The 23627-nt window shown below is 75.5% G+C and carries 16 protein-coding genes; 9 read left to right on the top strand and 7 right to left on the bottom strand.

Annotated features, from left to right (window positions below; all coding sequences use genetic code 11):
- Positions 1-24: 24 nt before the first annotated feature.
- Positions 25-816: an exodeoxyribonuclease III gene (locus tag ABT118_RS06670; protein ID WP_350646290.1), complete on the bottom strand. Its 792-nt coding sequence runs from the start codon at positions 814-816 to the stop codon at positions 25-27.
- 256 nt (positions 817-1072) lie between these two features.
- On the opposite strand from ABT118_RS06670, the gene ABT118_RS06665 reads away from it, so the two are divergent.
- Positions 1073-1858, top strand: a complete 786-nt coding sequence (locus tag ABT118_RS06665; protein WP_350645409.1) for a GntR family transcriptional regulator — start codon at positions 1073-1075, stop codon at positions 1856-1858.
- 79 nt (positions 1859-1937) lie between these two features.
- Here the strand turns inward: ABT118_RS06665 and ABT118_RS06660 are convergent, their stop codons facing one another.
- On the bottom strand, positions 1938-3098 hold the full coding sequence (locus ABT118_RS06660; RefSeq protein WP_350645407.1) for an ROK family protein: 1161 nt from the start codon (positions 3096-3098) through the stop codon (positions 1938-1940).
- Between the two features lie 244 nt (positions 3099-3342).
- On the bottom strand, positions 3343-3606 hold the full coding sequence (locus ABT118_RS06655) for a hypothetical protein (protein WP_350645405.1): 264 nt from the start codon (positions 3604-3606) through the stop codon (positions 3343-3345).
- A 125-nt stretch (positions 3607-3731) separates the two neighbouring features.
- Here ABT118_RS06655 and ABT118_RS06650 point away from each other — a divergent pair, with 125 nt between their 5' ends.
- The gene (locus ABT118_RS06650; RefSeq protein ID WP_350645403.1) at positions 3732-4433 is read left to right on the top strand and encodes a class I SAM-dependent methyltransferase; all 702 of its coding nucleotides are present in this window, start codon (positions 3732-3734) and stop codon (positions 4431-4433) included.
- Positions 4434-4509: 76 nt separating this feature from the next.
- Here ABT118_RS06650 and ABT118_RS06645 read toward each other — a convergent pair whose 3' ends face one another.
- On the bottom strand, positions 4510-5031 hold the full coding sequence (locus tag ABT118_RS06645; RefSeq protein WP_350645401.1) for a TetR family transcriptional regulator: 522 nt from the start codon (positions 5029-5031) through the stop codon (positions 4510-4512).
- 120 nt (positions 5032-5151) lie between these two features.
- On the opposite strand from ABT118_RS06645, the gene ABT118_RS06640 reads away from it, so the two are divergent.
- The 7 genes from ABT118_RS06640 to ABT118_RS06610 all read left to right on the top strand — a co-directional run bounded on the left by ABT118_RS06640 (position 5152) and on the right by ABT118_RS06610 (position 19271).
- On the top strand, positions 5152-6006 hold the full coding sequence (locus tag ABT118_RS06640) for a patatin-like phospholipase family protein (RefSeq protein ID WP_350645399.1): 855 nt from the start codon (positions 5152-5154) through the stop codon (positions 6004-6006).
- A 109-nt stretch (positions 6007-6115) separates the two neighbouring features.
- The gene (locus tag ABT118_RS06635; RefSeq protein ID WP_350645397.1) at positions 6116-6550 is read left to right on the top strand and encodes a GNAT family N-acetyltransferase; all 435 of its coding nucleotides are present in this window, start codon (positions 6116-6118) and stop codon (positions 6548-6550) included.
- A 310-nt stretch (positions 6551-6860) separates the two neighbouring features.
- On the top strand, positions 6861-7727 hold the full coding sequence (locus ABT118_RS06630) for a DUF4132 domain-containing protein (RefSeq protein WP_350645395.1): 867 nt from the start codon (positions 6861-6863) through the stop codon (positions 7725-7727).
- A 53-nt stretch (positions 7728-7780) separates the two neighbouring features.
- Positions 7781-12688 (top strand): DNA-binding protein, encoded by a 4908-nt coding sequence (locus ABT118_RS06625; RefSeq protein ID WP_350645393.1) that lies wholly within the window; start codon positions 7781-7783, stop codon positions 12686-12688.
- Between the two features lie 63 nt (positions 12689-12751).
- Entirely contained in the window at positions 12752-13915 is a 1164-nt protein-coding gene (locus ABT118_RS06620; RefSeq protein WP_350645391.1) for an ATP-binding protein, read from the top strand.
- Entirely contained in the window at positions 13912-17421 is a 3510-nt protein-coding gene (locus ABT118_RS06615; protein ID WP_350645389.1) for a DUF5682 family protein, read from the top strand. The genes ABT118_RS06620 and ABT118_RS06615 overlap by 4 nt, the downstream gene beginning before the upstream one ends.
- A complete protein-coding gene (locus ABT118_RS06610) occupies positions 17418-19271 on the top strand; it encodes a hypothetical protein (RefSeq protein WP_350645387.1) in 1854 nt (617 codons plus the stop codon). The genes ABT118_RS06615 and ABT118_RS06610 overlap by 4 nt, the downstream gene beginning before the upstream one ends.
- A gap of 51 nt (positions 19272-19322) precedes the next feature.
- Here the strand turns inward: ABT118_RS06610 and ABT118_RS06605 are convergent, their stop codons facing one another.
- From ABT118_RS06605 to ABT118_RS06595, 3 genes are read right to left on the bottom strand one after another with little or no spacing between them, the layout of a single operon-like run.
- Positions 19323-21743 (bottom strand): glycoside hydrolase family 3 C-terminal domain-containing protein, encoded by a 2421-nt coding sequence (locus ABT118_RS06605; RefSeq protein WP_350645385.1) that lies wholly within the window; start codon positions 21741-21743, stop codon positions 19323-19325.
- On the bottom strand, positions 21740-22582 hold the full coding sequence (locus tag ABT118_RS06600; RefSeq protein ID WP_350645383.1) for a carbohydrate ABC transporter permease: 843 nt from the start codon (positions 22580-22582) through the stop codon (positions 21740-21742). The genes ABT118_RS06605 and ABT118_RS06600 overlap by 4 nt, the downstream gene beginning before the upstream one ends.
- Positions 22579-23544, bottom strand: coding sequence for a carbohydrate ABC transporter permease (locus ABT118_RS06595; protein WP_502884491.1), 966 nt, complete (start codon positions 23542-23544; stop codon positions 22579-22581). Before ABT118_RS06595 ends, ABT118_RS06600 begins: the two co-directional genes overlap by 4 nt.
- Positions 23545-23627 lie beyond the last annotated feature (83 nt).

Genomic DNA, 23627 nt, shown 5'->3' with positions numbered 1-23627 from the left:
GGGGCGCGGCTGCCGCGGCACCGGTCAGTCGGACTCGAAGACGGCCGTCACGGGCGCGTGGTCGGACCAGCGCTCGGCGTGGGTGGCGGCGCGTTCGACCCGGGCGCTGGTGGCGCGGGCGGCGAGGCCGGGGGTGGTGACGATGTAGTCGATCCGCCAGCCGGTGTCGTTGTCGAAGGCGCGGCCGCGGTAGGACCACCAGGAGTAGGGGCCCTCCTGGTCGGGGTGGAGGCTGCGGACGACGTCGACGTAGCCGACCTCGTCGAAGACGCGGGAGAGCCAGGCGCGCTCCTCGGGGAGGAAGCCGGCGCTCTTCTGGTTGGCCTTCCAGTTCTTGAGGTCGGCCTCGCGGTGGGCGATGTTCCAGTCACCGCAGACGACGACCTCGCGGCCCTCGGCCTCGGCGCGCTTGCGGAGGTCGGCGAGGTGGACCAGGAACTCGGCCATGAAGCGTTCCTTCTCGTCCTGGCGCTCGGTGCCGACCTCGCCGGAGGGGAGGTAGAGGCTGGCGACCGTCAGGCCGGGGAGGTCGATTTCGACATACCTGCCCGAAATGTCGAATTCGGCCGAGCCGAAACCGACGGCGGTCCGCTCGGGCTGCTGCCGGGAGAGGATGGCCACGCCGGCCCGGCCCTTGCTGGCGGACGGCGCCCAGACCGCGTGCCAGCCTTCCAAGTTGCGGAGCTCCGGCGGCAGTTGGCCCGGCTCGGAGCGCACTTCCTGAAGGCAGATCACCTCCGCCCGGGTGGTCTCCAGCCACTCCAGCAGGCCCTTCTTGGCGGCGGCCCGAATTCCGTTCACATTGACTGAGGTCACGACAGTGGTCACCCGGGAAGCCTAACCGGCCGCCCGGTCCGTCGGCCGGAGGGGCGGTTCGCGTCGTGAACGATTTGTGAAGTCTTGTTCGGCCGTCGTCAAGCGACGCCATTGGTCTTGACCATCTCCGCGACCAACCCCTAGGGTCCTTACTGCAAAGACCTTTAATAAAGAAGGACGGATAAAGCCCGCCCCTCCCACCTGCCGGAACATCGGGCGTGGGGCCGGCCCGGCGTCCTTCAGGGTGGAGGACACGGTGGGGCAGGGACAGCTCACGGCAGTACCGGAGCCGAAGTACTGGCACCTGCGTACGGTGCTGGTGCGCACCATCGACTCGGAGTTCTCCACCGGTCAGGTGCTGCCGAACGAGCGCGAGTTGGCCTCGCGCTTCGGGGTGGCCCGGGCCACTCTGCGGCAGGCACTGGACCAGCTCGAGCTGGAGGGCCGCCTGGTCCGCCGCCGGGGCATCGGCACCCTGATCGCCGCCCCCCGGGTCGGCGTTCCGGTCAGCCGCCGCGAGGAGGGCTGGCCCGGGGCGACGAACCGCAGCCAGTCCTGGCGCAGCGTTGACTGCGTGAGCGGCCCGGCCTCGGCGCAGATCGCGCTGGCCCTCGGCATTGCGCCGGGCGAGACCGTGCACACCGTCCGCCGCCTGCGCCTGGTCCAGGGTCAGATCATGGCCACCGAGTCCCTGCACGTCCCGGACGCGGTGCTGCCGCAGCTGCCCGCCGTCCCGCACGTGGTCGGCGGCGAGAGCGACCCGGCCCGTACGGTACTGCGCAGGCTGGAGCGGCTCGGCATCGACGGCGAGTCCCGTTCGGTCGAGCTCGGTGTCGCCGAGGCCGACCAGGCGGTGCTGCTGGAGCGCCCGCCGGGCACCCCGGTGCTGATCGTCACCACCCAGTACGCCTCGGCCGGCCGCCTGGTGGGCGTCGCGGTCTCCACGTACCGGGCCGACACCTGCAAGCTCACCTTCGGCGAGACCGGTCTGGTCGAGGTCACCCCGGTCGGGGCCCAGCAGCCGGTGGGCGCCGCGTCCTGACGGTGTGACAGTGCCCCCGGGTCCGTCCGGTTCAGGACGGACCCGGGGGCACTTCCGTGTCCGGGCCGGGGGGCGACGGTCAGCGGGCCGAGGCGCCGGGGGAGTCGACGGCGAAGAGCTGCTCCTCGACGGTGTCGAGCGCGACCCGGAGGGCGCCCATCGCGACGACCTCCTCGCCGAGCGCGGCCAGCACCACCTCGGGGGCCCGCAGGCAGTACAGCTCCAACTGCTCGCGCAGCGGCTCCAGTACGCCGTCGAGCCCGGCCGCCCAGCCGCCGACCACCACGATCTCCGGATCGAGGGCCAGCACCAGCGCCGCGACGTCGTGCACCAGCCGGCGCAGGAAGCGGTCCATCGCGACCTGGGCGACCTGGTCGCCCTCGCGGGCCAGCCGCAGCACCCGGGCCACCGCCGCCTCGTCCAGCGGGTCGAGCGGCTTCCCGGTGGTGGAGAGCAGCCGCTCGGGGGTGGCCTCCTGGCCGAGCAGGTGCAGCGCGCCGATCTCGCCGGCCGCGCCGCCGAAGCCGCGGTGCAGCCGCCCGTCGATCAGCGAACCGGCGCCGGGGCTGAGCCCGGCCATCACGAAGACCAGGTCGCCCTTGCCGACCGCGGCGCCCTGCCAGTGCTCGGCGATGGCGGCCAGGTTGGCGTCGTTCTCGATCATCACGGGGCAGCGGAACGAGCGGCGCAGCCGCGCGCCCAGGTCGAGGCCGGTCCAGCCGGGCATCGCGGTGCCGAGCTTGACGGTGCCTTCGCGGTCCACGATCCCGGGGCTGCCGACCGCGACCGCCCACAGGCTGTCGCGGGAGACCCCGGCCTTGCGCAGCACCTCGGCGACGGTGGTGCGGGTCAGGGCCAGCCGCTCCTCCGGGTCGAGCGTCTCGGCGGCGGACTTGGCGTGGCTGCCCAGCACCCGGCCGGTGAGGTCGGCCAGGATCACCCGGATCTCGTGCACACCGACCTCGATGCCGAGGATGTGCCCGGCCTCGGCGCGGAACCTGAACCAGCGGGCGGGGCGGCCGCGCTGACGGCCGCTGTCCTGGGACTGCTCGACCTCGGCCACCAGTCCGGCCTCGAGCAGGCCCTCGATCACGCCTTCGACGGTGGGCCGGGAGAGCCCGGTGTCGCCGACCAGCTGGGTGAGGGTGACCGCCTGTCCGTCCCGGAGTGCCCGCAGGGTCACCGCGGCGTTGATCCGACGCAGCAGCGAGGAGTCTCCTCCGGTGAGCCGATCCGCCAAGTCGCTGCCCTTCCGCAGATTCGCGCGACAACATTGGCGCGCGTACCGAGTACGCGGCGACGCCCGTGTGTGCCCCCGCGTGATGAGCCGACCGGGCTGCGCGACACGGGGGTACGGGCGCCGGAGGGCGTGAGCCGGATGCTACTCGGCGTGCCCGCGCGGCGGCGAGCATTTCCGCAGCTCATCACCGGTTCGGTATCGAAACGGTACGAACGCCCGCCGGTCGGCGGGTCAGCCCGTCGGGTCAGCCCGGCGGAGCGGCGGCCGAAGGTCGGGTCCCGTCCGCCGGGGCGGGCCGCCACGTCAGCAGCACGCCGGCGACGATGATCCAGAGGCCGCCCAGGAGGAACGCGATCCACGCGCCCCAGGGAACGAAGCACACCGCACCGATCACGGCCCCCGCCCAGCCGAGCCAGCGGGGCAGGCCGGTGGCGGAGCGGATGACGGTGAGTCCGGCGGCCAGGGCCAGCACACCGACTTTTGCGTAGGTCCTCGGGTCACGGGTCAAGCGTTTCACCGTCGGCGGGGCCGGGCCACCGGGCTGCGGGGTGCGTGCCGGGGCCTGTCCGGGCGGTGGAGGGGAGGGGATCCCACGGGCCGTCAACTGCCACCGGGCTGGCCTATGCTGCGCGCATGTCCAATGAGAGCTCCACCCTGCCCGCAGCGGTCCTCACCACGTCGGACCAGGACTTCGTGCGGGCGGAGACGCGGCTGGTCCCGGTGCCGTTCGTCCCCGAGGTCAGTCTGCAGATGGCCGACGACGCCATCGCCCTGTGGGAGCGGACCGAGTCGGTGCGGGGCGAGATCGGCATGCCGCCGCCGTTCTGGGCGTTCGCCTGGGCGGGCGGGGTGGCGGTGGCCCGGTACGTGCTGGACCACCCCGAGCTGGTGCGCGGGCGGACGGTGCTCGACCTGGCGGCCGGGTCCGGACTGGTCGGCATCGCGGCCGCGCTGCGCGGTGCGCAGTCGGTGCGGGCCGCCGAGATCGACGCGTACGCGGTGGCGGCCATCGGCGTCAACGCGGAGGCGAACGGGGTCCGGGTGGACGCGGCGTTCGAGGACCTGCTCGACGGCGACGGCGGCCCGGCCGAGGTGGTGCTGGCCGGGGACGTCTTCTACGAGCGGGCGATGGCGGCGCGCTTCCTGCCGTTCCTGGAGCGGGCGCAGGCCAGGGGAGCCGTGGTGATCGTCGGTGACCCGGGCCGGGCGTACCTGCCTCGGGAGCGCTTCACCTCGGTGGCGGTCTACGAGGTGCCGGTGGTCGCGGATCTCGAGGACGCCGCACTCAAGGCCACCACGGTCTGGCAGCTGACGCCCGCTGCCCGGGCCAGCTGACGGGGCGCCGTCCCGCCGGCCGGCGGGCAGGGTCGGTGATGCGACCTGCGGTCACCCTGCGATCGTTCGTCTTCCTTCAATGCCGGAGGAGTTCGCAGAAGCGGTCCAGGGCGCGGTCGGTGCGGAGGCGGTCGCCGGTGGTCGTGAGGTCGAACAGGAGGCCCCGGACGACGGCCATGACCAGCGTGGGCGTGACGGTGTCGTCGGGGCCGGTGGCGATGTCGCGGAACGTGGCGCCGAGGGTGTCGAACCAGTTCGTGATCGCCTCGGCCTGGTTCGGGTAGTTCTCGGGGTGGACCAGGCCGTCGGCGTGCACCTCGAAGATCAGCCGGACGTACGGGGCGCGCTCGGGTGCGCTGATCCAGGCCCAGATGCCGCGCAGGTGTTCCTCCGCCGAGGCTGCCTCCGGCGGGAGGTTCCCGGCCAACCGTGTCGCACCGCGGCGGCGGGCCTCGGCGAGGACCGCAGACACCAACTCCTGCTTGCTGCCGAAGTCGTAGAGCAGCATCCGTGGGCTGGTGTCGAGAGCCGCGGCCAGCGGCCGCAGGCTCAACCCGGCCAGGCCGTGTGCCAGTACGTAGTCGGTCGCCCGCGCCAAGGTGGCCTCCCGGCGGGCGGGATTCGGGGGTCTCCCCACGGTGGATCACCTCTCGGTCCTGCGGATCTGAGCCTGCGTCAGTATATGGTACGACTGTTTCAATAACGGGAGGGGACAGTCATGCACACACTTGACCGCGCACTCGCGCTGGGCGCCGGAGGTCCCGTTGGTGCGGCCTGGATGGCCGGACTGGCGTGCGGACTGCGCCGTGGGGGAGTGGATCTCGGCGAGGCCGATCTGATCGTCGGCACGTCGACCGGTGCGATCATCGGCGCAGTGCTGGCCACCGGTCAGGACCCCGGCCGACTCGCCACCCCGGTGCGCCCTGCCGACAGCAACAGCACCCCGCCCCAGGTGGACGGGCGCCGGCTGGGTGAGGCGTTCGCGGTGCTCGGCACTGCCGCCTCGAACCCGGCCGAGGCCTGGCGCCGAGTGGGTCAGATCGCGCTCGCCGCCGAAACCGGCCCCGAGCAGGCACATGTCGTCCGGATGCGCGCCATGGCCGGCACCGACCAATGGCCGGACCGGAAGCTGCTCATCACCGCGACGGACGCCGAGACGGGCGAGCAGAAGGTCTTCGACCGCACCAGTGGCGCACCGCTGGCCTGCGCCGTGGCGGCAAGCACGGCCTTCCCGGGGATCTACCCACCGATCACCATCAACGGCCGCCGATACATGGACGGTTCCCTGCGCTCGGCGACCAACGCCGCACTCGCGGCCGGAGCCCGCACGCTCGTCGTGATCGACCCGCAGGCGCACCTGTTTCCCCGCGAGTTGCTCCACCAGGAACTGGCGGCCGCCGGCGCACGCACCGTGGTGACCGTCGAGCCCGATCCGGAATCAATACGCGCATTCGGCTCGAACCTGAACGACCGGACGGCCTGGGAACCCGCCTACCAGGCGGGCCTTCGCCAAGCCGCGGCTGCCGCAGAGCAGCTCCGCCTCGCGTGGCGGACCGGACCGGACACGGACTGAGCACCGCCCGATCGTCGGGGTGCACCTGTTCGCGTCAGCCGCCAGCAGGCCGTCCCGCCGGCCGGAATTGTCTCGTCCGCCGGGTGACGTCCCTGCTAGACAGGGCGCCATGACCGATATCGCGATCCGTCCCGCTGTCCCTGCCGAGATCCCCGGGCTGTTGGCCTTCTGGGCCGGTGCCGCCGAGGGGACGAGCATCAGCGACGACCCCGCCGGGGTGGCCCGGCTGTTGGCGCGGGACCCCGAGGCGCTGCTGGTCGCCGAACGCGACGGTGCGGTGGTGGGCACCCTGATCACCGGTTGGGACGGCTGGCGGGCGAGCCTCTACCGCCTCGCGGTCGACCCGGCGCAGCGCCGCCAGGGCATCGGCGCCGCGCTGCTGGCCGCCGCCGAGGTCCGCTTCGCCGCTCTCGGCGCCCGGCGGATCGACGCCATGGTGCTCGACCGCAACGAGCTCGGGCAGCGCGCCTGGCGGGCGGCCGGCTATCGGCCGGAGGCCCAGTGGACCCGCTGGGTGAAGCCGCTCCCGGCGGTCGACGCCTGACCGCTTCGCCGCCCCTCGCGCCGCCCCGAACCCGCCCGCCGCGCCGATCCGTTGTGCCCTCTGGCGCGCCTTGGCGGCCGGTCCGTCGGCGACCGGGGCGGTGGTTCGGTGCACCCGGATGATGGTTCGTCAGCGGATGACCGCCGAGGCGGGCCGGGACCAGGTGCGACCCCGCTCCGTGACGGGTGCCCCGCGCGGCGGATTGTCCGCGCGGGGCGCTAGCTTTTCCGCATCGCCGCACGGAGTGTCCGACTCCCTCCGTCTCTGCGGTGGTTTTTGACGACTTGGCACGAGACCGAGGTGGGGACCGATGGGTTGGCTGGCGGCGGGCGAAGGATATGAAGTTGCCCTGGTGGAGGGCAGGGTGACGGCCCGCTCGACGGGTGGGCGCTCCGGCGGGCGGCAGTTGAAGACGCTGCCGAAGGCGGTGCGCGAGCACCCCGAGACGGACCGGCTGCGCCGGTTCGCCGAGTGGCTGGACCGCCACGCCGCGTCCTGCGTGGCCCAGGTCGACGGCTGGATGGTCTCCTCGCTGCCCGTGCCGACCGGCCTGCTGGCCCGGGTCTGGCCGGACGAGGCGTGGCAGGCCGCACTGCGCGACCTGGTGGTGGTCGGCGAGGACCCGGAGGAGGCCGGCTTCCTCCGGGACGTCACCCCCGAGGGTGAACTCCGGCTGGTCGACCTGGACGGCGAGACGGTCCGGATCTCGCCCGCCACGGTGACCTTCCCGCACCCGGTGCTGCTGCCCGAGCTCGACGACCTGCGCGAGTTCGCGGCCGAACTCGGCGTGGTCCAGGGCGTCGAGCAGATCCACCGGGCCACCTGGCTGCGGCCCGCCGACCTGGCGGAGAACGCCACCGAGGTACGGGACTTCGCCGGCGGCCGGTTCCCCTCCCGGTTCGGCCTCGCCGCCCGCGCCTCCTCGCTCGGCTACCGGGTCTCCGGCGGCTACGCGACCTCCCGGGTGCGCGACGGCGGGACCACCGTCGAGCCGAACGTGTGGATCGGCGAACCGTACTGGGACGGCGACTCCGAGACCGGCGGGCTGAGCTGGCACGACCAGGACGGCCGGGCGATCGCGCTCCGCACGGTGGGCCCGGTGGCCTGGTCCGAGGGCATGCGGATGGCCGCGGCGCTGTACGCCGGGCGCACGGTCGAGGAGGGCAAGGACGCATGAGCACCACCACCACGACCACGGCAGACACGACGAGCACAGGGGAAGCGAAGGCGATGACGGAGCACCAGGCGGCCCAACTGCTGCTGGCCGGAGCGGTGCTGCCGCCCGGCACCGAGGGCGCGGGCGAGCGCGCGGTGGCGCTCACCGCGCGCGGCTACCGCCACCCCGGCCTGGACGGCCGGGTGGTGGTGCGGCTGGTCCCCGGCGAGCTCGGCGCCGCCGAGGACCTCGCGGCCGGCTACCTCGGCCTGGAGCCGGACGGCGAGCCGGTCGAGGTCGGCCTCGGCCTGCGCCAGTCGCTCGGCTTCCCCGAGTGGGTGCTCGCGCACCACCCGGCGGACGGCCACCACGCGCTCGGCATCATGCCCGAGCTGGAGCGGATCGCCCGGCAGGCGAAGTCCAAGCCGAAGGCCGCCCTGGACGCGTACCAGGAGCTGGCCGGACGGCTCGCCGCCGCCGTCCCGCACTTCCTGCCGACCTACTACGAGCAGGCCGGCCGGGTCTTCCTCGGCCTGGAGAACGCCACCTACGGCGCGCAGCTGTTCGCCAAGGCCCGCCGCGCGGAGGCGCAGCACGGCCTGGCGCTCGACGAGGACCGCCTGGACGCGGTGTTCCTGGAGTTCGCCCTCGCGGGCGCCCTGCCCGTCAAGGTGCTGAGCGGGTACGGCAAGGAGCTGGCCGCGCGGGTGCCGGCCCAGGAGGCGTTCGACCGGTTCCGGCTGCTCTGCGTGCGCCGCACCGCAGGAGGGCTGCAGCCCTCCGCCCAGATGGCGACCGACCTGCGCAAGCTGGCCCGGGCGGCCGGCAGCGACCCGGACACCGCCGAAGGCGCGTACCTGGCCGAACTCCTCACCCTGCCCGCCACCTTGCGGGCGGCGGGCGGCTGGTGGAAGAGCCACCGGGCGGCCCTGATCTCGCTGGCCCGGCGCGACGCCGGCGTCCGGGGGCAGCTGCTCGACCTGATGCCGACCGGTGACGACCGCGAACTCCCCGGCCTGTGGCTGGAGATCCTCACCGAGTCCGGCGCGGACGCGGGTCTGTACGACGGCGAGCTGCCGGCGGACCAGCGGCCCGCCGACGGCACCGTGGGCTGGTTCGGCCGGTTCTCCACCTGGCGCGGGCAGGGCTGGCGGCGCCCGGTGCGGATCGCCGCCCTGTACCCGCTGGTGGAGCGGATCGCCGACCGGCTGCGGGCCGAACTCGCGCTCTCCGGAGCCACGTTGCCGATGGTCGAGACCGACGTCGACCTGCTCGACCAGCTGCTCACGCTCGGCCTGCCGGTGGCGGACCCCGGCGAGAACGCCGCGCTCGGCCTGGAGCGCTGGGCCCAGGACGAGGAGGGACGCCGCGACCTGCTCGCGGTCGAGGCCGACCCCCGGTTCAGGCCCGCCTTCCGGCGCGGCGCCGACCGGATCACCGACGACCAGGAGGGCCGGACCGCCCTCGGCGTGCTGGCCCGCTCCCCGGGCGGCCGCCCGATGCTGGCCGAGTGGATGACCGAGGTCGCCGGAGCCTCGGCGGCGGCCGGCCTGCCCGGCCTGCCCACCGCGCTGGCCCGGCTGCGCTGGCTGCCCGGCGAGGTGCTGGCGCTGGCCGAGCAGGAGGTCCGCGCGGCGGCCGGCTTCGACCTGTCGGAGACCCTCGCCCGTGCGCTGCGCGGCGGTGTGCTGGACGAGCTGGGCTGGCCCGCCTGGGACGAGGCCACCTCAACCCTGGTACCCCGCAAGGACATCGAGAACCTCGTGGTCGCCGACGCCTGGCCCAACCTGATCGCGGCCGGCCCCGCGCAGGCCCGGGTGATCGGCGCCGAGGGCACCGTCCTCACCCACGACCTGCGGATCCCGGCCGGCGACAGCAGCGGCACCGACCTCGGCTTCCTGCACGTCGACGGTTCGCTGCTGGTCCAGTGGAACTCACGGGCCAACCAGCACCGCACCACCGCCTACTGGCACACCGCCCCCGACCGCACCTTCACCATGCCGGAGGGCTCCGGCACCCGCGGCATGCGCGCCTACTGGCTGGGCTCGCTGCGCAGCTTCGGCCTCCCGCTGGCCGGCGGCGGCCGGACCACCGGCGAGGGCGTCGTGCACGCGGGCGACACCGCGCTGCCCGGCGAGCGGCAGGTCATCGGCGACGGCAGCTCGTTCTGGATCTGGGCCGACCCGGGCGGCGAGGACCCGTGGACCTGGCTGGAGTACGACCCGGCGACCGGCACCACCGGCCGGGCCTCACTGCCCGCCTTCCTCGCCGACGCGCTGCGCGACGCCCCGGCCGGCAGCACCTTCGAGGGCGGCTGGGTCATGCCCGCCCCCGACGCCGTCGACTCCCCGGCCGGGGCACCGGTCGGCGGGGTGCTCGGCTGGCGCACCGTCAAACTGCCCGACGGCACCCTGCGCGGCCAGGACCTGGCCGGCCGCAGCGTCACCGTCCCGGCCGGCACCGACCGGCCGAACCGGCTGCTGGTCTTCCCCGGCGCCGACCGCCCGACCGCCGTGGTGGTGGGCAGCTACCGGGTCGCCCTGTACGACGCCGACGGCACCCTCACCGCCGAGGCCCGCACCGACGCCCTCCCCGGCCAGTTCGCCGAGGGCACGGCGCTCCTGCCGCCGATGCGCTACTGGCACTGCCTGCGCCCCCGCGACCTGGCGGGCTCGCTCGCGCTGCGCCGGCTGTCCGCCGACACGGCCGCCGCGCTGCTCAAGGCCGGGGTCGCCGCCGACCCGCAGCGGCCCGAGGAGCTGACCGCCGCCGTCGCGGCCCTGCTCCCCGAGATCACCGACCGGGCGCTGCTGACCGGCCTGGCCGGCGTGCTGCGCTACGCCGCCGCCCAGCAGACCGTGCTGGACCAGGTGGCCACCCGGCTCACCGAGGAGCTCGCGGGCGGAGCGGGCCGGGCAGAGCCGACCGGCCCGACCGACGAGGAACTCGACACCGCCCTCAGCGGCACCGGCGCCCTGAACGGCCGCTGGGGCCTGGCCAACACCCGTTACATCGCCGGGCAGTTGGACTTCCTCACGACCGCCGCCGAGTCCGAGGACGCAGCGGGCGGTCTGCACGTGGACGGCACCGAGCTGCCCTGGACCAGGATCGCCTGGGCCGCGTTCGCCGACCTGGCCGAGGCAGCCGCGCTGCGCGCCGCGACCGGGATCGTCCCGGCGGAGCAGCGGCAGCCGCTGGCCTGGTTCGCGCAGCGCCTGGACGGACTCGGCCTCGGCGAAGGCTCCCCGCACTGGCGCCAGGCCGTGCTGGACCTGGCGGGCCGTCACCTGCTCAACCCGGACGGCACCCACCGCAGCGGCAACGAGGACGCCCTGCTGACGCTGGGCGGGGGCGCGTTCCTGCTCTTCACCGACTCCCACTCGGCGGACGACGGCGACACCGTGTCGACCGCGCTGTTCCACGACCCGTCGGGCCGGTTCGAGCCGCCCGCGCCGTACACCCTGCGCACGCTCGCGCCTCTCGGCACCCCGAGCGACGACAGCGGCACCGGTGACCGCGCCACCGGCCGGTCGGCCGCCCTGCTCGCCGAGGCGGCCGAACGCGGCCCGGCGCCCTGGCAGCCCACCGCACCGGAGCGGTTCGCCGAACTCACCGGCGTCACCGCCACCATGGCCGCGCTGGTCACCGCCGGACTGCCGGGCATCGACGACCACGACCGCAACTTCCTGCCCACCGAGGTCCGCACCGCACTCGGGCTGAAGGTGGCGGAGGCCGCCGTCGCCCGGGACGAGCTGCGCGGCCTGCCCGCCGCGACCAGGCGCCGTCTGCTGGCCGCCCTGATCCCGGCCGACCCGGCCGCCCTGTGGGAGCAGGGACCTGACGTGGCGTCAGCCGCAGCGCTGTGGAACGAGACCGTCGGCCGCCGGGTCGCCGTCCCCGAGGCCCTGCTCGGCGAGGCGGTCCGGGCCCTGCGCACGCCCTGGACGGTCAACCGGGCGGTCGCGGCCGTGCTCGACCCGGCGGCGGCACCCGAGCTCACCCGGGACCTCGCCTGGACGGTGCGCGGCGACCGCTGCGTCCCGGCCGACGACCAGCAGGCCGGCTTCACCGCCACCACCCTGACCGGCGCGATCGCCACCACCGCCTGGCTGGCGCACCGCCTCCCGGCGGGCGACCCGCTGCGGGCCGCGCTCCCCGCCGCCCTGGCGGCCGTCCGGGCCCGGCTGGCGCACCCCGGGCTGATCCTCGACCTGGGCCGCTACGTCAACCTGCCCGCCTTCCGCAAGGCGGCCGGGGCCCCGACCGAGACCGGCGAGGGCTACGAGCGGTACGGCGCCGTGCTGATGGCCACCCACGACGACCAGCCCGCGCCCGGCATCCGCACCAGCCTGCTGGACCCGGCCGGCCAGGACCCGTACCTGACCGCGCTGCGCACCAACGACGGCGAACCCTTCCCGGCCGAGGCCGCACTGCGGGTCGCCGCCTCGGACGCCTTCGCCGAGCTGCTCGCCGACCCGGGCGAGCCCGCCGCCGGTGAGCGCGGCCCGGACGGGACCTGGTGGCCGCAGGACCCGACCCGGTCCGTGCCCGACCTGGTCGCCGAGGTGTCGGCCCAACACGGCCTGGGCGCGGACGCCGCCGCGCTCTACCTGATGCTGCTGGCCCTGCCCGACCCGACCGACCGCAACACCGCCCGCTGGACCGGCTGGCGGCCGGCCCGGCTCAAGGCCGCCCGGGCCGAACTCGCCGCCGGTGACCTGGTGGTGTCGGCCGCCCGGACCCGGGCCGGGCGCTCGCTCTTCCTGCCCGGCGGCTGGACCGAGCTGCGCTCGCCGCACCTGCCGCTGGAGACCTGGAAGCTGCCGCTGCTCGGCGAGTTCGGCGCCGACGGGACGCCGCTGGGCACCGTCGTCCCGGCCGAGCCGGTCACCGCGCTGTTCCGGCGGGCCATGCAGCGGCTGGCCGACGGCGACCTGCCGCGCTTCGAGGAGCTCAAGGTCAGGCGCGGCCGCCGCCGCTGACCGTTCATCAGCCGGGGTGCCCCGCGCACCCCGGCTCACCCCCCCCATCTCCTGAGGAACCCCATGACCAGCACCACCACCCAGGCCCGGCAGATCCTGCCCGCCGAGGAGCGGTACGCCGCCGAGCTCGCCTTCCTGGCCGCCCACGACGACGGCCCCCGCCCGCCCGGCTGGGCGCTCACCCCGAACGCCGTCGTCACCTTCGTCTGCGGCAGTGCGGGCGAGGCGCTGACCCTCACCCCGGCCCGCCGCAAGGCCGGCGACCTGCCCGCCAAGCTGGTCGTCCCGCCGAAGTTCGTCGGCGAGCGGGCCCTGGTCGAGCGCTGCGTGGTGACGCTGGCCGGTGAGCGCGGGCTGCTCCTCGTCGGCGAGCCCGGCACCGCCAAGTCGATGCTCTCCGAACTGCTCGCGGCCGCCGTCAGCGGCACCAGCGAACTCACCGTGCAGGGCACGGCGGGCACCACCGAGGACGCCTTCCGCTACGGCTGGAACTACGCGCTGCTGCTCGCCCAGGGCCCGACCCCGCAGGCCCTGGTCGCCTCGCCGGTGCTGACCGCGATGCGCAGCGGCCGGGTGGCCCGGATCGAGGAGGTCACCCGCTGCCTGCCCGAGGTGCAGGACGCCCTGGTGTCGATCCTCTCCGACCGCCGGGTCAGCATCCCCGAGCTGGCCGGCACCCCGGACGCCACCGCGCCCGCCGCACCCGGCTTCACCGTCATCGCCACCGCCAACCTGCGCGACCGGGGCGTCTCGGAGATGTCCGCCGCGCTCAAGCGGCGGTTCAACTTCGAGACCGTCCACCCGATCGCCGACGCCGCCGCCGAGACCGAGCTGGTCCGCGGCCAGGCCACCGCCGCGGTCCAGCGCGCGGGCGCCGCGTTCGGGGTCGACGACGCCGTCCTGGACGCCCTGGTGACGGTCTTCCGCGACCTGCGCACCGGCCGCTCCGCCGAGGGCTGGGACGTCGAGCGCCCCGGCACCGTGATGTCCACCGCCGAGGCCGTGCACGTCGCCGCCTCGCTCGGACTGGCCCGCGCCTACCTGACCGGGGCGGGCGGCGACGCGCTCGACCTGATGCCCGGTCACCTGCTCGGCGCCGTCCGCAAGGACGACCCGGCCGACCACGCCCGGCTGCTGGGCTACTGGGACGGCCCGGTCCGCCGCCGCGCCGAGGACGGCTCCGCCCTGTGGCGCCGCCTCTGGGACCTGCGGGAGAACCTGCGATGACCACGGCCCTGGTCGACCCCCGCGAGGCCGTGGCGCAGCTCGCCGACCCGGCCGGCCCGTACCTGATCGGCGTCCGGCACCACAGCCCGGCCCTGGCCGCCGTGGTGCCCGCACTGCTGGCGGCGGCCGACCCGCAGGTGCTCTGCATCGAGCTGCCGGCCGACTTCCGGTCCTGGCTGCCGTACCTCGCCGACCCCGGCACGCTGGCGCCGGTGGCGCTCGCCGGGGCCGGTGCGGACGGGCGGCTCGGCTTCTACCCGTTCGCGGACTTCTCCCCGGAGCTGGCCGCGCTGCGCTGGGCCCGCGAGCACGGCGTCGAGGTGCTCTGCTGCGACCTGCCGATGGGGCACCCCGGCTGGGACGCCGTCGCCGGGTCCCCTGACGGAGGGTCCGCTGACGGCGGGTCAGCCCGGCAGTCCTACGCCGACGGTCTCACCGCCGCCGGCACCGGTCGGGACGGCGACGACCTCTGGGACCGCGCGGTCGAGGTCCGCGCGCCCGGCAGCACCCCGGAGGCGGTCCGGCGGGCCGCGCTCGCGGTCGGCTGGGCGCTGCGCCGGGACACCGCCGAGCGCGGCGGCGTCCCGGCGGTCGACCTGGCCCGGGAGGCGCACATGCGGCGGGTGATCGCCCGGGCCGGTGCGGACGGGCGGCGGGTCGCCGTCCTGGTCGGCGCCTTCCACGGGCCCGCCCTGACGGCCCCGGCCGACGACCTGACCGACGACCCGACTAACGACCCGGCCGAGGCGGCGCCCGAGGGGGAGGTGACCACCTCGCTGGTGCCGTACACCTTCGGCCTGCTGGACGCCCGCTCCGGCTACCCCGCCGGTATCCGCGACCCGCGCTGGCAGCAGTCCGTGCTCGAAGCGGGCGGCGACCCCGAGCTGGTGCAGGCCGCCGCCGCCCGCGCGATCACCGACGTCTGCCGCGAGCTGCGCGCCGCCGGTCACCCGGCCGGTACCGGCGAGGCCGCCGAGACGCTGCGGCTGGCCGGGGACCTCGCCCGGCTGCGGGCCCTGCCCGCGCCCGGCCGGGGCGAGCTGCTGGAGGCCGTGACATCCGTGCTGGGCCAGGGCGAACCCCTGGGCCGGGGGCGGGCGTTGGCCCGCGCGCTGGAGACGGTGCTGGTCGGCACCGACCGGGGCCGGACCGCGCCCGGCACCCCCCGCTCGGGCCTCGGCCCGTCCGTGGAGGCGGAGCTCGCCGAGCTCCGCCTGCCCGCCCCCGAGGACCCGGACTCGCGCGAGCTCCGGCTCGACCCGCTCCGCTCCCCGCTGGACCGGCGGCGCGAGACCCTGCTGCAACGCCTCGCCCTGTGCGGCGTCGGCTACGGCGAACCCGTCCAGGTCGCCGGCACCGGCGACGCCTCCGCGCTCACCACCCGCTGGCGGCTCGCCTGGACCCCGTCCGTCGCGGCCCGGCTCGACCTGGCGGGCGTCCGGGGCGTCACCGCCGAGCTCGCCGCCACCGGCACCCTGCGCGAACGCACCCGGCTGGAGACCGCCGACGGCGGCCCGAGCTGCACCCAGCTGCTGGACGGGCTGCGCGCCGCAGCCGCCTGCGACCTGCCCGGCCTGGTCGGCGAACGCCTCACCGACGCCGCCGAGTTGCTGCCCGCCGCCGCCACCCTGCCCGAACTGCTCACCGCCCTCGACCTGTTGGAGGCCCTGCGCCGGGGGCACCTCCCCGGCACCACCGAGACCGGCCGCGACCAGGCCGCCGCCCTGGCCGTGGTGCTGCTCGACGCCGCCGTCCGGGGCCTGCCCGGACTCTCCGGCAGTGAGGACCCGGCCGACGCCGCCGCCCTGGTCGCCCTCGCCACCCGGGCCGGCGAACACCGCCTCGGCCTGCGGATGGACGACGCCCTCGGCACGCTCGCCCGGACCGGCTCCCCGCTGGTCCAGGGCGCCGCGCTGGCCGCCCGGGTGCTGCTCGACCTGGACGACCCCGAGCAGCTCGGCACCCGCGCCGCCGGCTGGGTCGACACCGCCACCCACCCCGACGCCCGCCGCCGCCTGGCCCGGCACCTCACCGGCCTGCTCACGGCCGGCGGCCCGCTGCTGCAGTACGCGCCCACCGCGCTCGCCCCGCTGCTGGCCCGGATCGACGGGCTGCCCGACCAGGGCTTCCTCGACCGGCTGCCCGCCCTGCGGGCCGGCTTCGACGCGCTCAGCCCGGCCGGGCGCGGGCGGCTGCTGGAGACCGTCACCGAGCAGCTCGGCGAGCGGCCCGACCTCACCCTGACCGCACCGCCCGAGCTGCTCGCGCTCTGGACCGCGGCGGACTCGGCGGCCGCCGCCGCCCTGGCCGCGCTCGGCCTCGGCGGCTCCGGCGCACCCGCTGTCGACCTGTCAGCCGACCAAGCGTCAGTTTCGCTTGCGGCAAAGGCGGCAGGAGAGCTGGCTCCGGCCGACCGCTGGCGCCTGCTGCTCGGCCGGGAGCCCGAGCGGCTGCCGGCCGGCGCCCGCCGCTACGCGCAGGCTCTGGACGAGCTCTACGGAGCGGGTCGGGGCGAAGGCTCCGCCGACCTGTCGAGCGGCCCCGGCGGGCAGCAGGCGTCCTTCCCCTCCGCCCGGGACTGGGCCGAGGAGTTGGAGGCGCTGTTCGGCGCGGAGGTCCGCGAGGAGGTGCTCGGCAGCGCCGCCGAGGCCGGCCGCGCCGACGTGCTGGCCGAACTCGACCCGGCCTCCGTCCGCCCCTCGGTCGAGCTGCTCACCTCGGTGCTCAACCTGGCCGGCGGCCTGCCCGAGCAACGCCTGGCCACGCTGCGGCCGTTGGTCCGCCGCCTGGTCGACGAACTCGCCCGCGAGCTCGCCACCCGGCTGCGCCCCGCGCTCAGCGGCCTGGCCACCCCGCGCCCCACCCGCCGCCCCGGCGGCCGGCTCGACCTGCCGCGCACGCTGCGCGCCAACCTCGCGCACACCCGGCGGCTGCCGGACGGCCGTACGGTCGTGGTGCCCGAGAACCCCGTCTTCAGCACCCGCGCCCGCAAGGAGGCCGACTGGCGGCTGGTCCTGGTGGTCGACGTCTCCGGCTCGATGGAGGCCTCCGTCATCTGGTCCGCCCTCACGGCGGCCGTGCTCGGCGGCGTACCGACGCTGTCCACGCACTTCCTGGCGTTCTCCACCGAGATCGCCGACCTGACCGACCGGGTCGCGGACCCGCTCTCGCTGCTGCTGGAGGTCCGGGTCGGCGGCGGTACGCACATCGCCAAGGCGCTCGCGCACGCGCGCTCCCTGGTCACCGTGCCGAGCCGCACCCTGGTCGTGGTGGTCAGCGACTTCGAGGAGGGCGCACCGCTCGGCGGCCTGCTCGCCGAGGTCAGGGCGCTCGCCTCGGCCGGGGTGCACCTGATGGGCTGCGCGGCCCTGGACGACACCGGGAACCCGCGCTACTCCGTACCCGTCGCCAAGCAACTCGTGGGCGCCGGCATGCCGGTGGCCGCGCTCAGCCCTCTCGCCCTGGCCCGCTGGGTCGGCGACCGACTGCGCGGAGAGAACCGATGAGCCCCGACCCCGGCGCACCCGCCCTGCCGCCCGTCGCCCCCGAGCTGCTCGCCACGGCCGTGGAGGGGCTGACCTCCCGGCTGCGCAAGAAGCTGGACGCCGCAGTCGAGCAGTACGCCGCGCTGCCCGTCGAGGCGGCCGGGGCGGGGCTGACCGTCCGGTGCGGCGAGGACACCGTGGTGACCCTGGCCCCCGGGCCGGACGGCGTGCTGGCGGAGGAGGGGCACGCGCAGTGCAGCTGCCTGCTGGCACCGCGCTGCCTGCACCGGGCCGCGCTGCTGCACTGCTGCCCGCTCGCCGACCCCTCCACGGTCGCCGCTGCTGATGCCGTCGATGCCGTGGACGCCGTCGCACCGGAGCCGGAACCGGTGCCGGTCGAGCCCGAGCTGCCGGCCGCGGCCACGGCGGCGCAGGTCGCCGCCGCCGAGGCACTGTGGACCGCCGCTGCGGCGGTGCTCGCGGCCGGCCTGCCCGCCGCCGGGGCCGTCCCGCAGGCCGAACTGCTGCGCGCCGCCCACACCGCCCGCCTGGCCGACCTGCACCGGGCCGAGGCCGCCGCCCTGCGCGTGGTCCGCGGCCTGCGCAGCGCCCGGGCCCGGCGGGACGGCCACCGGCTGGCCGACCTGACCGCCGCCCTGCGCGAACTCCTGCTCACCACCGCCCTGGTGCGCACCGGACGCGGCGACGCGGCCCTGCTCGGCACCGCCCGCCGCGCCTACCGGCCGGGCGGCGCGCTGCGGGTGCACGGGGTGTTCCGGGAGCCGGTGCTGACCTCCACCGGGTACGGCGGCGTGGTCACCCACCTGGTGGACCAGGACGGCGGGTGGTTCTCGGTCGCCGACGTCCGTCCGGGCGGCCCGGCCCGGGCCCGGGGGGCGGGCACCGCACCGGTCGCGGTCGGGGCCGCCGCGCTGGACCACGAACGGCTCTCGCGCGGCGGGCTGCTGGTCTCCGGCGCGACGGTCTCGGCCGACGGCCGGCTCGGCTCCGGCCGGGGCGTACGGGCCAATCCGGTGCCCGGACTGCCGTGGACGGAGGGCCCGTTGGCCGCCCTGTTCGCCCGCCCGCTGGCCCGGGCCGCCGCCGAACGGCTCGGTGAGGGCCCGCTGGCCGACCCCGGGGACGAGGGCGCGCTGCAGCAGCCGGTCGGCTGTGACCTGGTGGTGCTCGGTGCGGACGGGGACACCGTGCTGGCCCGCGAGATCGACGCCGAGCAGTCGGCCCGCGGCCCGCTGATCCGGCTGGCCGCCGCCCACGGCCACCCGGAGCTCGCCCACACTGCCAACCTGGGCCGGCTGGCCGGGCAGCCGGGCACGCTGCTGCGGGTACTGGGCCGGATCGACCCCGACCGGGCGGCCACCCTGCGGGTGCTCGCCGTCGGCCCGGTGCCCGGCTCCGACACCACGCTGCGGCTGCCCGCCGCCTGGCAGGGCCGGGCCGACCTCGGGTACGACCTGCTGCTCGGGGCCCATTTCCCGCCCGCCACGGGGGAGTCGGTCCGTTCGGTGCCCGGGACCGACCCGCTGGTCGACTCGCCGCTCTGGCGGGTCCGGCGTCTGGTCGAGCTCGGGGTGGCGGGCGGGCGCCGCGCGGTCGCGGAGTCCGCCCGCACCGGCGGGGCCCGGACCGATGCGGCCACCCTGGTCCGGACCGGTTTCCACACGGCGGCCCGCCTGCTCACCGCGCTGGCCGCCGAGGCGGACCGGCGCGGCCGGGACGTGTTCGGCCGGCTGGAGGGGGACGGCCGGGCCGACGACTACGCGGCGGCCTGGCTGGCGGCGGCGGTCCAACTCACCGCCGCCGAACGGGAGCTGGTCCGCTCCAGCTGGCGCGACCGGGACGCCGGGTAGCACTGGAGGGGGGAGGGGGCGGGCGTCCGGCCGGGACGCCCGCCCCCCGGGTCAGCCGACGAACAGCTCGCCCGAGAGCGGCAGTTCCCCGGCGGACGGGCCGACCAGTGCGGTGAAGGCACCCGGCTCGGTGGCCCAGGCGCGCTCGTCCACCGACCAGTGCTGCACCGCCCGGGCGGCCACCAGTACCGTCACCTCGACCCGCTCGCCCGGCTCCGCCGTCACGGCGGCGAAGCCGGCCAGCCAGCGCACCGGCCGGTCCAGCGCGCTCCCCGGCCGGGCCAGGTAGAGCTGAACCACCTCGCGGGACCGGCGCGGCCCGGTGTTGCGCACCGTCACCCGGGCGGTGAACTCCGCGCCGGGGACGACCTGTTGGGGCAGCTCCAGACCCAGGTACGCCCAGCTGCTGTAGCCGAGCCCGTGGCCGAACCAGTACGCGGGCTCGGCCCCGGTCCGGAGCCAGCCGCGATGGCCGACGTCCAGGCCCTCGCGGTAGGCGAGCACCCCGTCGACCGGGCGGGTGTCGAGCACCGGGACGTCGGCCTCGCGGTCCGGCCAGGTGGTGGGCAGCCGTCCGCCGGGCTCGGCCAGGCCGAGCAGCAGCTCGGCCAGGGCGTCGCCGCCCTCCTGCCCGGGGAACCAGCTCAGCAGGACCGCGGGGACCTGCTCGCGCCACGGCATCAGCACCGGGCCACCGGAGTTGACCACCACCACGGTGGCCGGGTTGGCGGCGGCCACGGCCGCCACCAGGGCGTCCTGCTCGCCCGGGAGCCGCAGATCGGGGCGGTCGAAGCCCTCGGACTCGTACTCGTCCGTGGTGCCGACCACGACCACCACCGCGTCCGCCGCGCGGGCCAGTTCGACCGCCGCCGCGAGTTCGGGGCCGCCGGGCGGGTCGGCCGCCAGGCTGAGCGCCCGGCCGTGCTCGGCCTCGACCGTGCGCCGGGCCAGCAGGGTCACCTCGCGGCCCGCCGCCAGCTCCAGTTCCACCTGACGGTACGACGGGGAGACGTGCAGATAGGTCGGGTCGTCCGACTCGGGGACGACGTACTCGTCGACCAGGGTCCGCCCGTCGGCCCGCAGCAGGATCCGGCCGAGGCCGATCACGCCGAGCCGCCAGCGGCCGTCCACCGGCGGGCGGAACACGGTGCTGATCTCGACCGTACGGGCCTCGGTCAGGTCGGTGGTGACGGAGGGTTCGAGCACCCGGCCGCTGAGCCGGTGCTCCAGGTGCAGCTCGCGTCCGGAGGCGTCCAGGTAGCGCACCAGCAGGCCGGGTTCACCGGTGCGGGGGTTCCGGCAGTGGGCCGACTCCAGCGGGGTCGGCCGGGTCCCGGTGCGGACGCCGGGCAGGTGCGAGAGCTCCACCTCGGGCGGCAAGGCGGCGCGCAGCCCGGCCAGCGGGGAGACGGTGGCGACCGGGAAGACCCCGGCGCTGCCGCCGCCCTGGGCCCGGGCGGTGGCCGCGTTCGGGCCGAGCACGGCGATCCGCCGCAGCCGGGCCGGGTCCAGCGGGAGCAGCCCGCCCTCGTTCCGGAGCAGCACCGCGCCGGCCCGGGCGGCCCGGCGGAGCAGGCCCCGGGTGGCCGGGTCGGTCGGGGTGGCGGTCGGTGCGGGGGAGGGGTCGAACGCGCCGACCCGATGGGCGAGCCGGAGGTAGCGGCGGACCTTGTCGTCGATCAGCTCCTCCGGCACCAGGCCCGACTCGACCGCGGCGACCAGCCGTTCGCCCCAGTGCTCGTTCGGCCCGGGCATGGCGAGGTCCATTCCGGAGCCGCCCGGCCCCTCGGTGGAGCGCACCGCGCCCCAGTCGGAGACCACCAGGCCGTCGAAGCCCCACTCGCCCTTGAGCGGCTCGGTGAGCAGCGGACTCTCGCTCATCGACTCGCCGTTGACCCGGTTGTAGGCGGACATCACCGCCCACACCCCGGCCCCGACCACCGCCTCGAACGGCGCCAGGTAGACCTCGCGCAGGGTGCGTTCGTCCACCACCGCGTCCAGGGTGAGGCGTTCGGTCTCGGAGTCGTTGGCGACGTAGTGCTTGGCGGTGGCGGCCACCCCGCCGCTCTGCACGCCCCGGACGTAGGCGGCGCCGATCCGGCCGGTGAGCAGCGGGTCCTCGGAGAAGCACTCGAAGTGCCGGCCGCCGAGCGGGGAGCGGTGCAGGTTGAGGGTGGGGGCGAGCAGCAGGTGGACGCCCTTGCGGGTGGCCTCGGCGGCCAGCAGCGCGCCGAGCTCGGTCACCAGCTCCTCGTCCCAACTGGCGGCCAGGGCGGTGGCGGAGGGCAGCAGGAGCGCGGTGTCGGCCTCGTCCCAGCGCTCGCCCCGGACGCCCACCGGGCCGTCCGAGGTGACCAGCGGGCCGAGCCCGAGGTCGGGTTCGGGGCTGGTGCGGAAGGTGCCGCCGCCGGAGATCAGGCGGACCTTCTGCTTGAGGTCGAGGCCGGCGGTCAGGCGGTCGATGTCGGTCATCCCTTCATGGCTCCCTGCATGATTCCGTCGATGATGTGACGGCCCATCACCAGGAAGGCCGCGATGACGGGGAGGCTGGCGACCAGCGCGCCGGTGAGGACGAGGGAGTAGTCCCGCAGGTAGCCGCTGGCGAGTTCGGAGAGGGTGAGCTGGATGGTCGGGTTCTGCTGGGTCATCACGACCGTGGGCCAGTAGAAGTCGTTCCAGGTGGCCATGAAGGTCAGCATGCCGAGCACGGCCATCGCGGGCCGGGCGGCGGGCAGCACCACGTGCCGGAACAGGCCGAAGGTGCGGCAGCCGTCGATCCGGGCCGCGTCCAGGAGCTCGTCCGGGACGGCGCCGAGCAGGTACTGCCGCATGAAGAACAGCCCGAACGCGTTGGCGACGGCGGGCACGATCAGCGCCTGCAGGTGGTCGGCCCAGTGGAACCAGTTGGCCATCATGATGTAGAGCGGGATGATCCCGAGCTGGGTCGGCACCATCATGGTCGCCACCACGGCGGCCAGCAGCGGACTGCGGCCGGGGAAGCGGAGTTTGGCGAAGGCGAAGCCGGCCAGCGTGGAGGTGAGCACCACGCAGACGGTCACGGTGCCGGAGACCAGCAGCGAGTTGGCCAGGGCCAGGCCCATGTCGGTCTGCTCGAAGGCCCGGGCGATGTTGCGGAACAGGTTGGCGCCGGGCAGCAGCACCGGGGGCACCGAGTTGATCTCGGTGTTGCTCCGGGAGGCGCCGACCACGGTCCAGTAGAGCGGGAAGACGGAGAGCAGCACGGCCACCACCAGGGTGACGTACACCCCGGCCCCGGCGCCGAGTTGACGGTTGCGGGCGGTGCGCATCATTCGGCGTCGACCCCTCTCAGGCGGCGGGCGGCGAGCAGGTTGACGGCGACGATCGCCACGATGATCAGGAACATCGCCCAGGAGACGGCGGCGCCGTAGCCGTACTTGAACCGGCCCCAGAACTGGCTGTAGGAGTACAGCGCCAGGGTCTGGAACTGGTGCTGCGAGCCGCCGCTGGTCGGGTCCTGCTGCTGGCTGAACAGCATCGGCTCGCCGAACAGCTGGAGCGCCCCGATGGTGGAGACGATCACCGTGAAGAGGATGGTGGGCCGCAGCATCGGGACGGTGATGGAGCGGAACTGCCGCCAGCGGCTGGCCCCGTCCAGGGCGGCGGCCTCGTACAGCTCGTACGGCACCGACTGCATGGCGGCCAGGTAGATCAGCGCGTTGTAGCCGGTCCAGCGCCAGGTCACGATGGTGGCGATGGCGGTCCAGGAGGAGAGCGTGCCGGCCTGCCAGTCGATCCGGTCCAGGCCGAACAGACCCAGCGTCCAGTTGATCAAACCGAAGTCGCGGCCGAAGAGTTGGACGAAGATCAGGGTGACGGCGGCGACCGAGGTGACGTTCGGCAGCAGGACGCCGAGCCGGAGCAGGGTGCGGCCGCGCAGCCGGTGGTTGAGCAGGTGGGCCAGGCCGAGCGCGAAGAGCAGCTGGGGGAGGGTGGCCAGCACGCCGATGCCCAGGGTGTTCCAGAGCGCGTTGCGGAAGAACGGGTCGTCGAGCAGCTTGCGGTAGTTGTCCAGGCCGACCCACAGGTCCTCGCTGCCGGGGACGTCCGCCCGCCACCCGGTCATCGAGACGTACCCGGTGTAGAGCAGCGGGAACAGGCCGAAGACGGCGAAGACCAGGAAGAACGGCGCGACGTACAGGTAGGGCGAGACCATCCGGTCGAGCCGGCCCAGGCGGCCGGAGGGTCTGGACCGGCTGCGTACGTGGCGGGCGGCGGTGGCCGGTAGGGCCATGGGCTCGGGCTCCTTGCTGGTGGGGCGGTACCGGCACGGGTGTCAGGCCCAGTGCCGGTACCGCGACTCGGGGGGTGGTGACG

It is taken from the genome of Kitasatospora sp. NPDC002040 (assembly GCF_040296785.1).
Taxonomy (GTDB): Bacteria; Actinomycetota; Actinomycetes; order Streptomycetales; family Streptomycetaceae; genus Kitasatospora.
This window is presented reverse-complemented; position numbering and strand designations above follow the sequence as displayed.

What these genes read in the sequence shown, in the direction of transcription:
- ABT118_RS06650 (WP_350645403.1), top strand. Translation starts at nt 3,732, where the DNA reads ATGTCCAATGAGAGCTCCACCCTGCCCGCAGCGGTCCTCACCACGTCG.
- ABT118_RS06640 (WP_350645399.1), top strand. Translation starts at nt 5,152, where the DNA reads ATGCACACACTTGACCGCGCACTCGCGCTGGGCGCCGGAGGTCCCGTT.
- ABT118_RS06635 (WP_350645397.1), top strand. Translation starts at nt 6,116, where the DNA reads ATGACCGATATCGCGATCCGTCCCGCTGTCCCTGCCGAGATCCCCGGG.
- ABT118_RS06630 (WP_350645395.1), top strand. Translation starts at nt 6,861, where the DNA reads ATGGGTTGGCTGGCGGCGGGCGAAGGATATGAAGTTGCCCTGGTGGAG.
- ABT118_RS06625 (WP_350645393.1), top strand. Translation starts at nt 7,781, where the DNA reads ATGACGGAGCACCAGGCGGCCCAACTGCTGCTGGCCGGAGCGGTGCTG.
- ABT118_RS06620 (WP_350645391.1), top strand. Translation starts at nt 12,752, where the DNA reads ATGACCAGCACCACCACCCAGGCCCGGCAGATCCTGCCCGCCGAGGAG.
- ABT118_RS06615 (WP_350645389.1), top strand. Translation starts at nt 13,912, where the DNA reads ATGACCACGGCCCTGGTCGACCCCCGCGAGGCCGTGGCGCAGCTCGCC.
- ABT118_RS06610 (WP_350645387.1), top strand. Translation starts at nt 17,418, where the DNA reads ATGAGCCCCGACCCCGGCGCACCCGCCCTGCCGCCCGTCGCCCCCGAG.
- ABT118_RS06605 (WP_350645385.1), bottom strand. Translation starts at nt 21,743, where the DNA reads ATGACCGACATCGACCGCCTGACCGCCGGCCTCGACCTCAAGCAGAAG.
- ABT118_RS06600 (WP_350645383.1), bottom strand. Translation starts at nt 22,582, where the DNA reads ATGATGCGCACCGCCCGCAACCGTCAACTCGGCGCCGGGGCCGGGGTG.
- ABT118_RS06595 (WP_502884491.1), bottom strand. Translation starts at nt 23,544, where the DNA reads ATGGCCCTACCGGCCACCGCCGCCCGCCACGTACGCAGCCGGTCCAGA.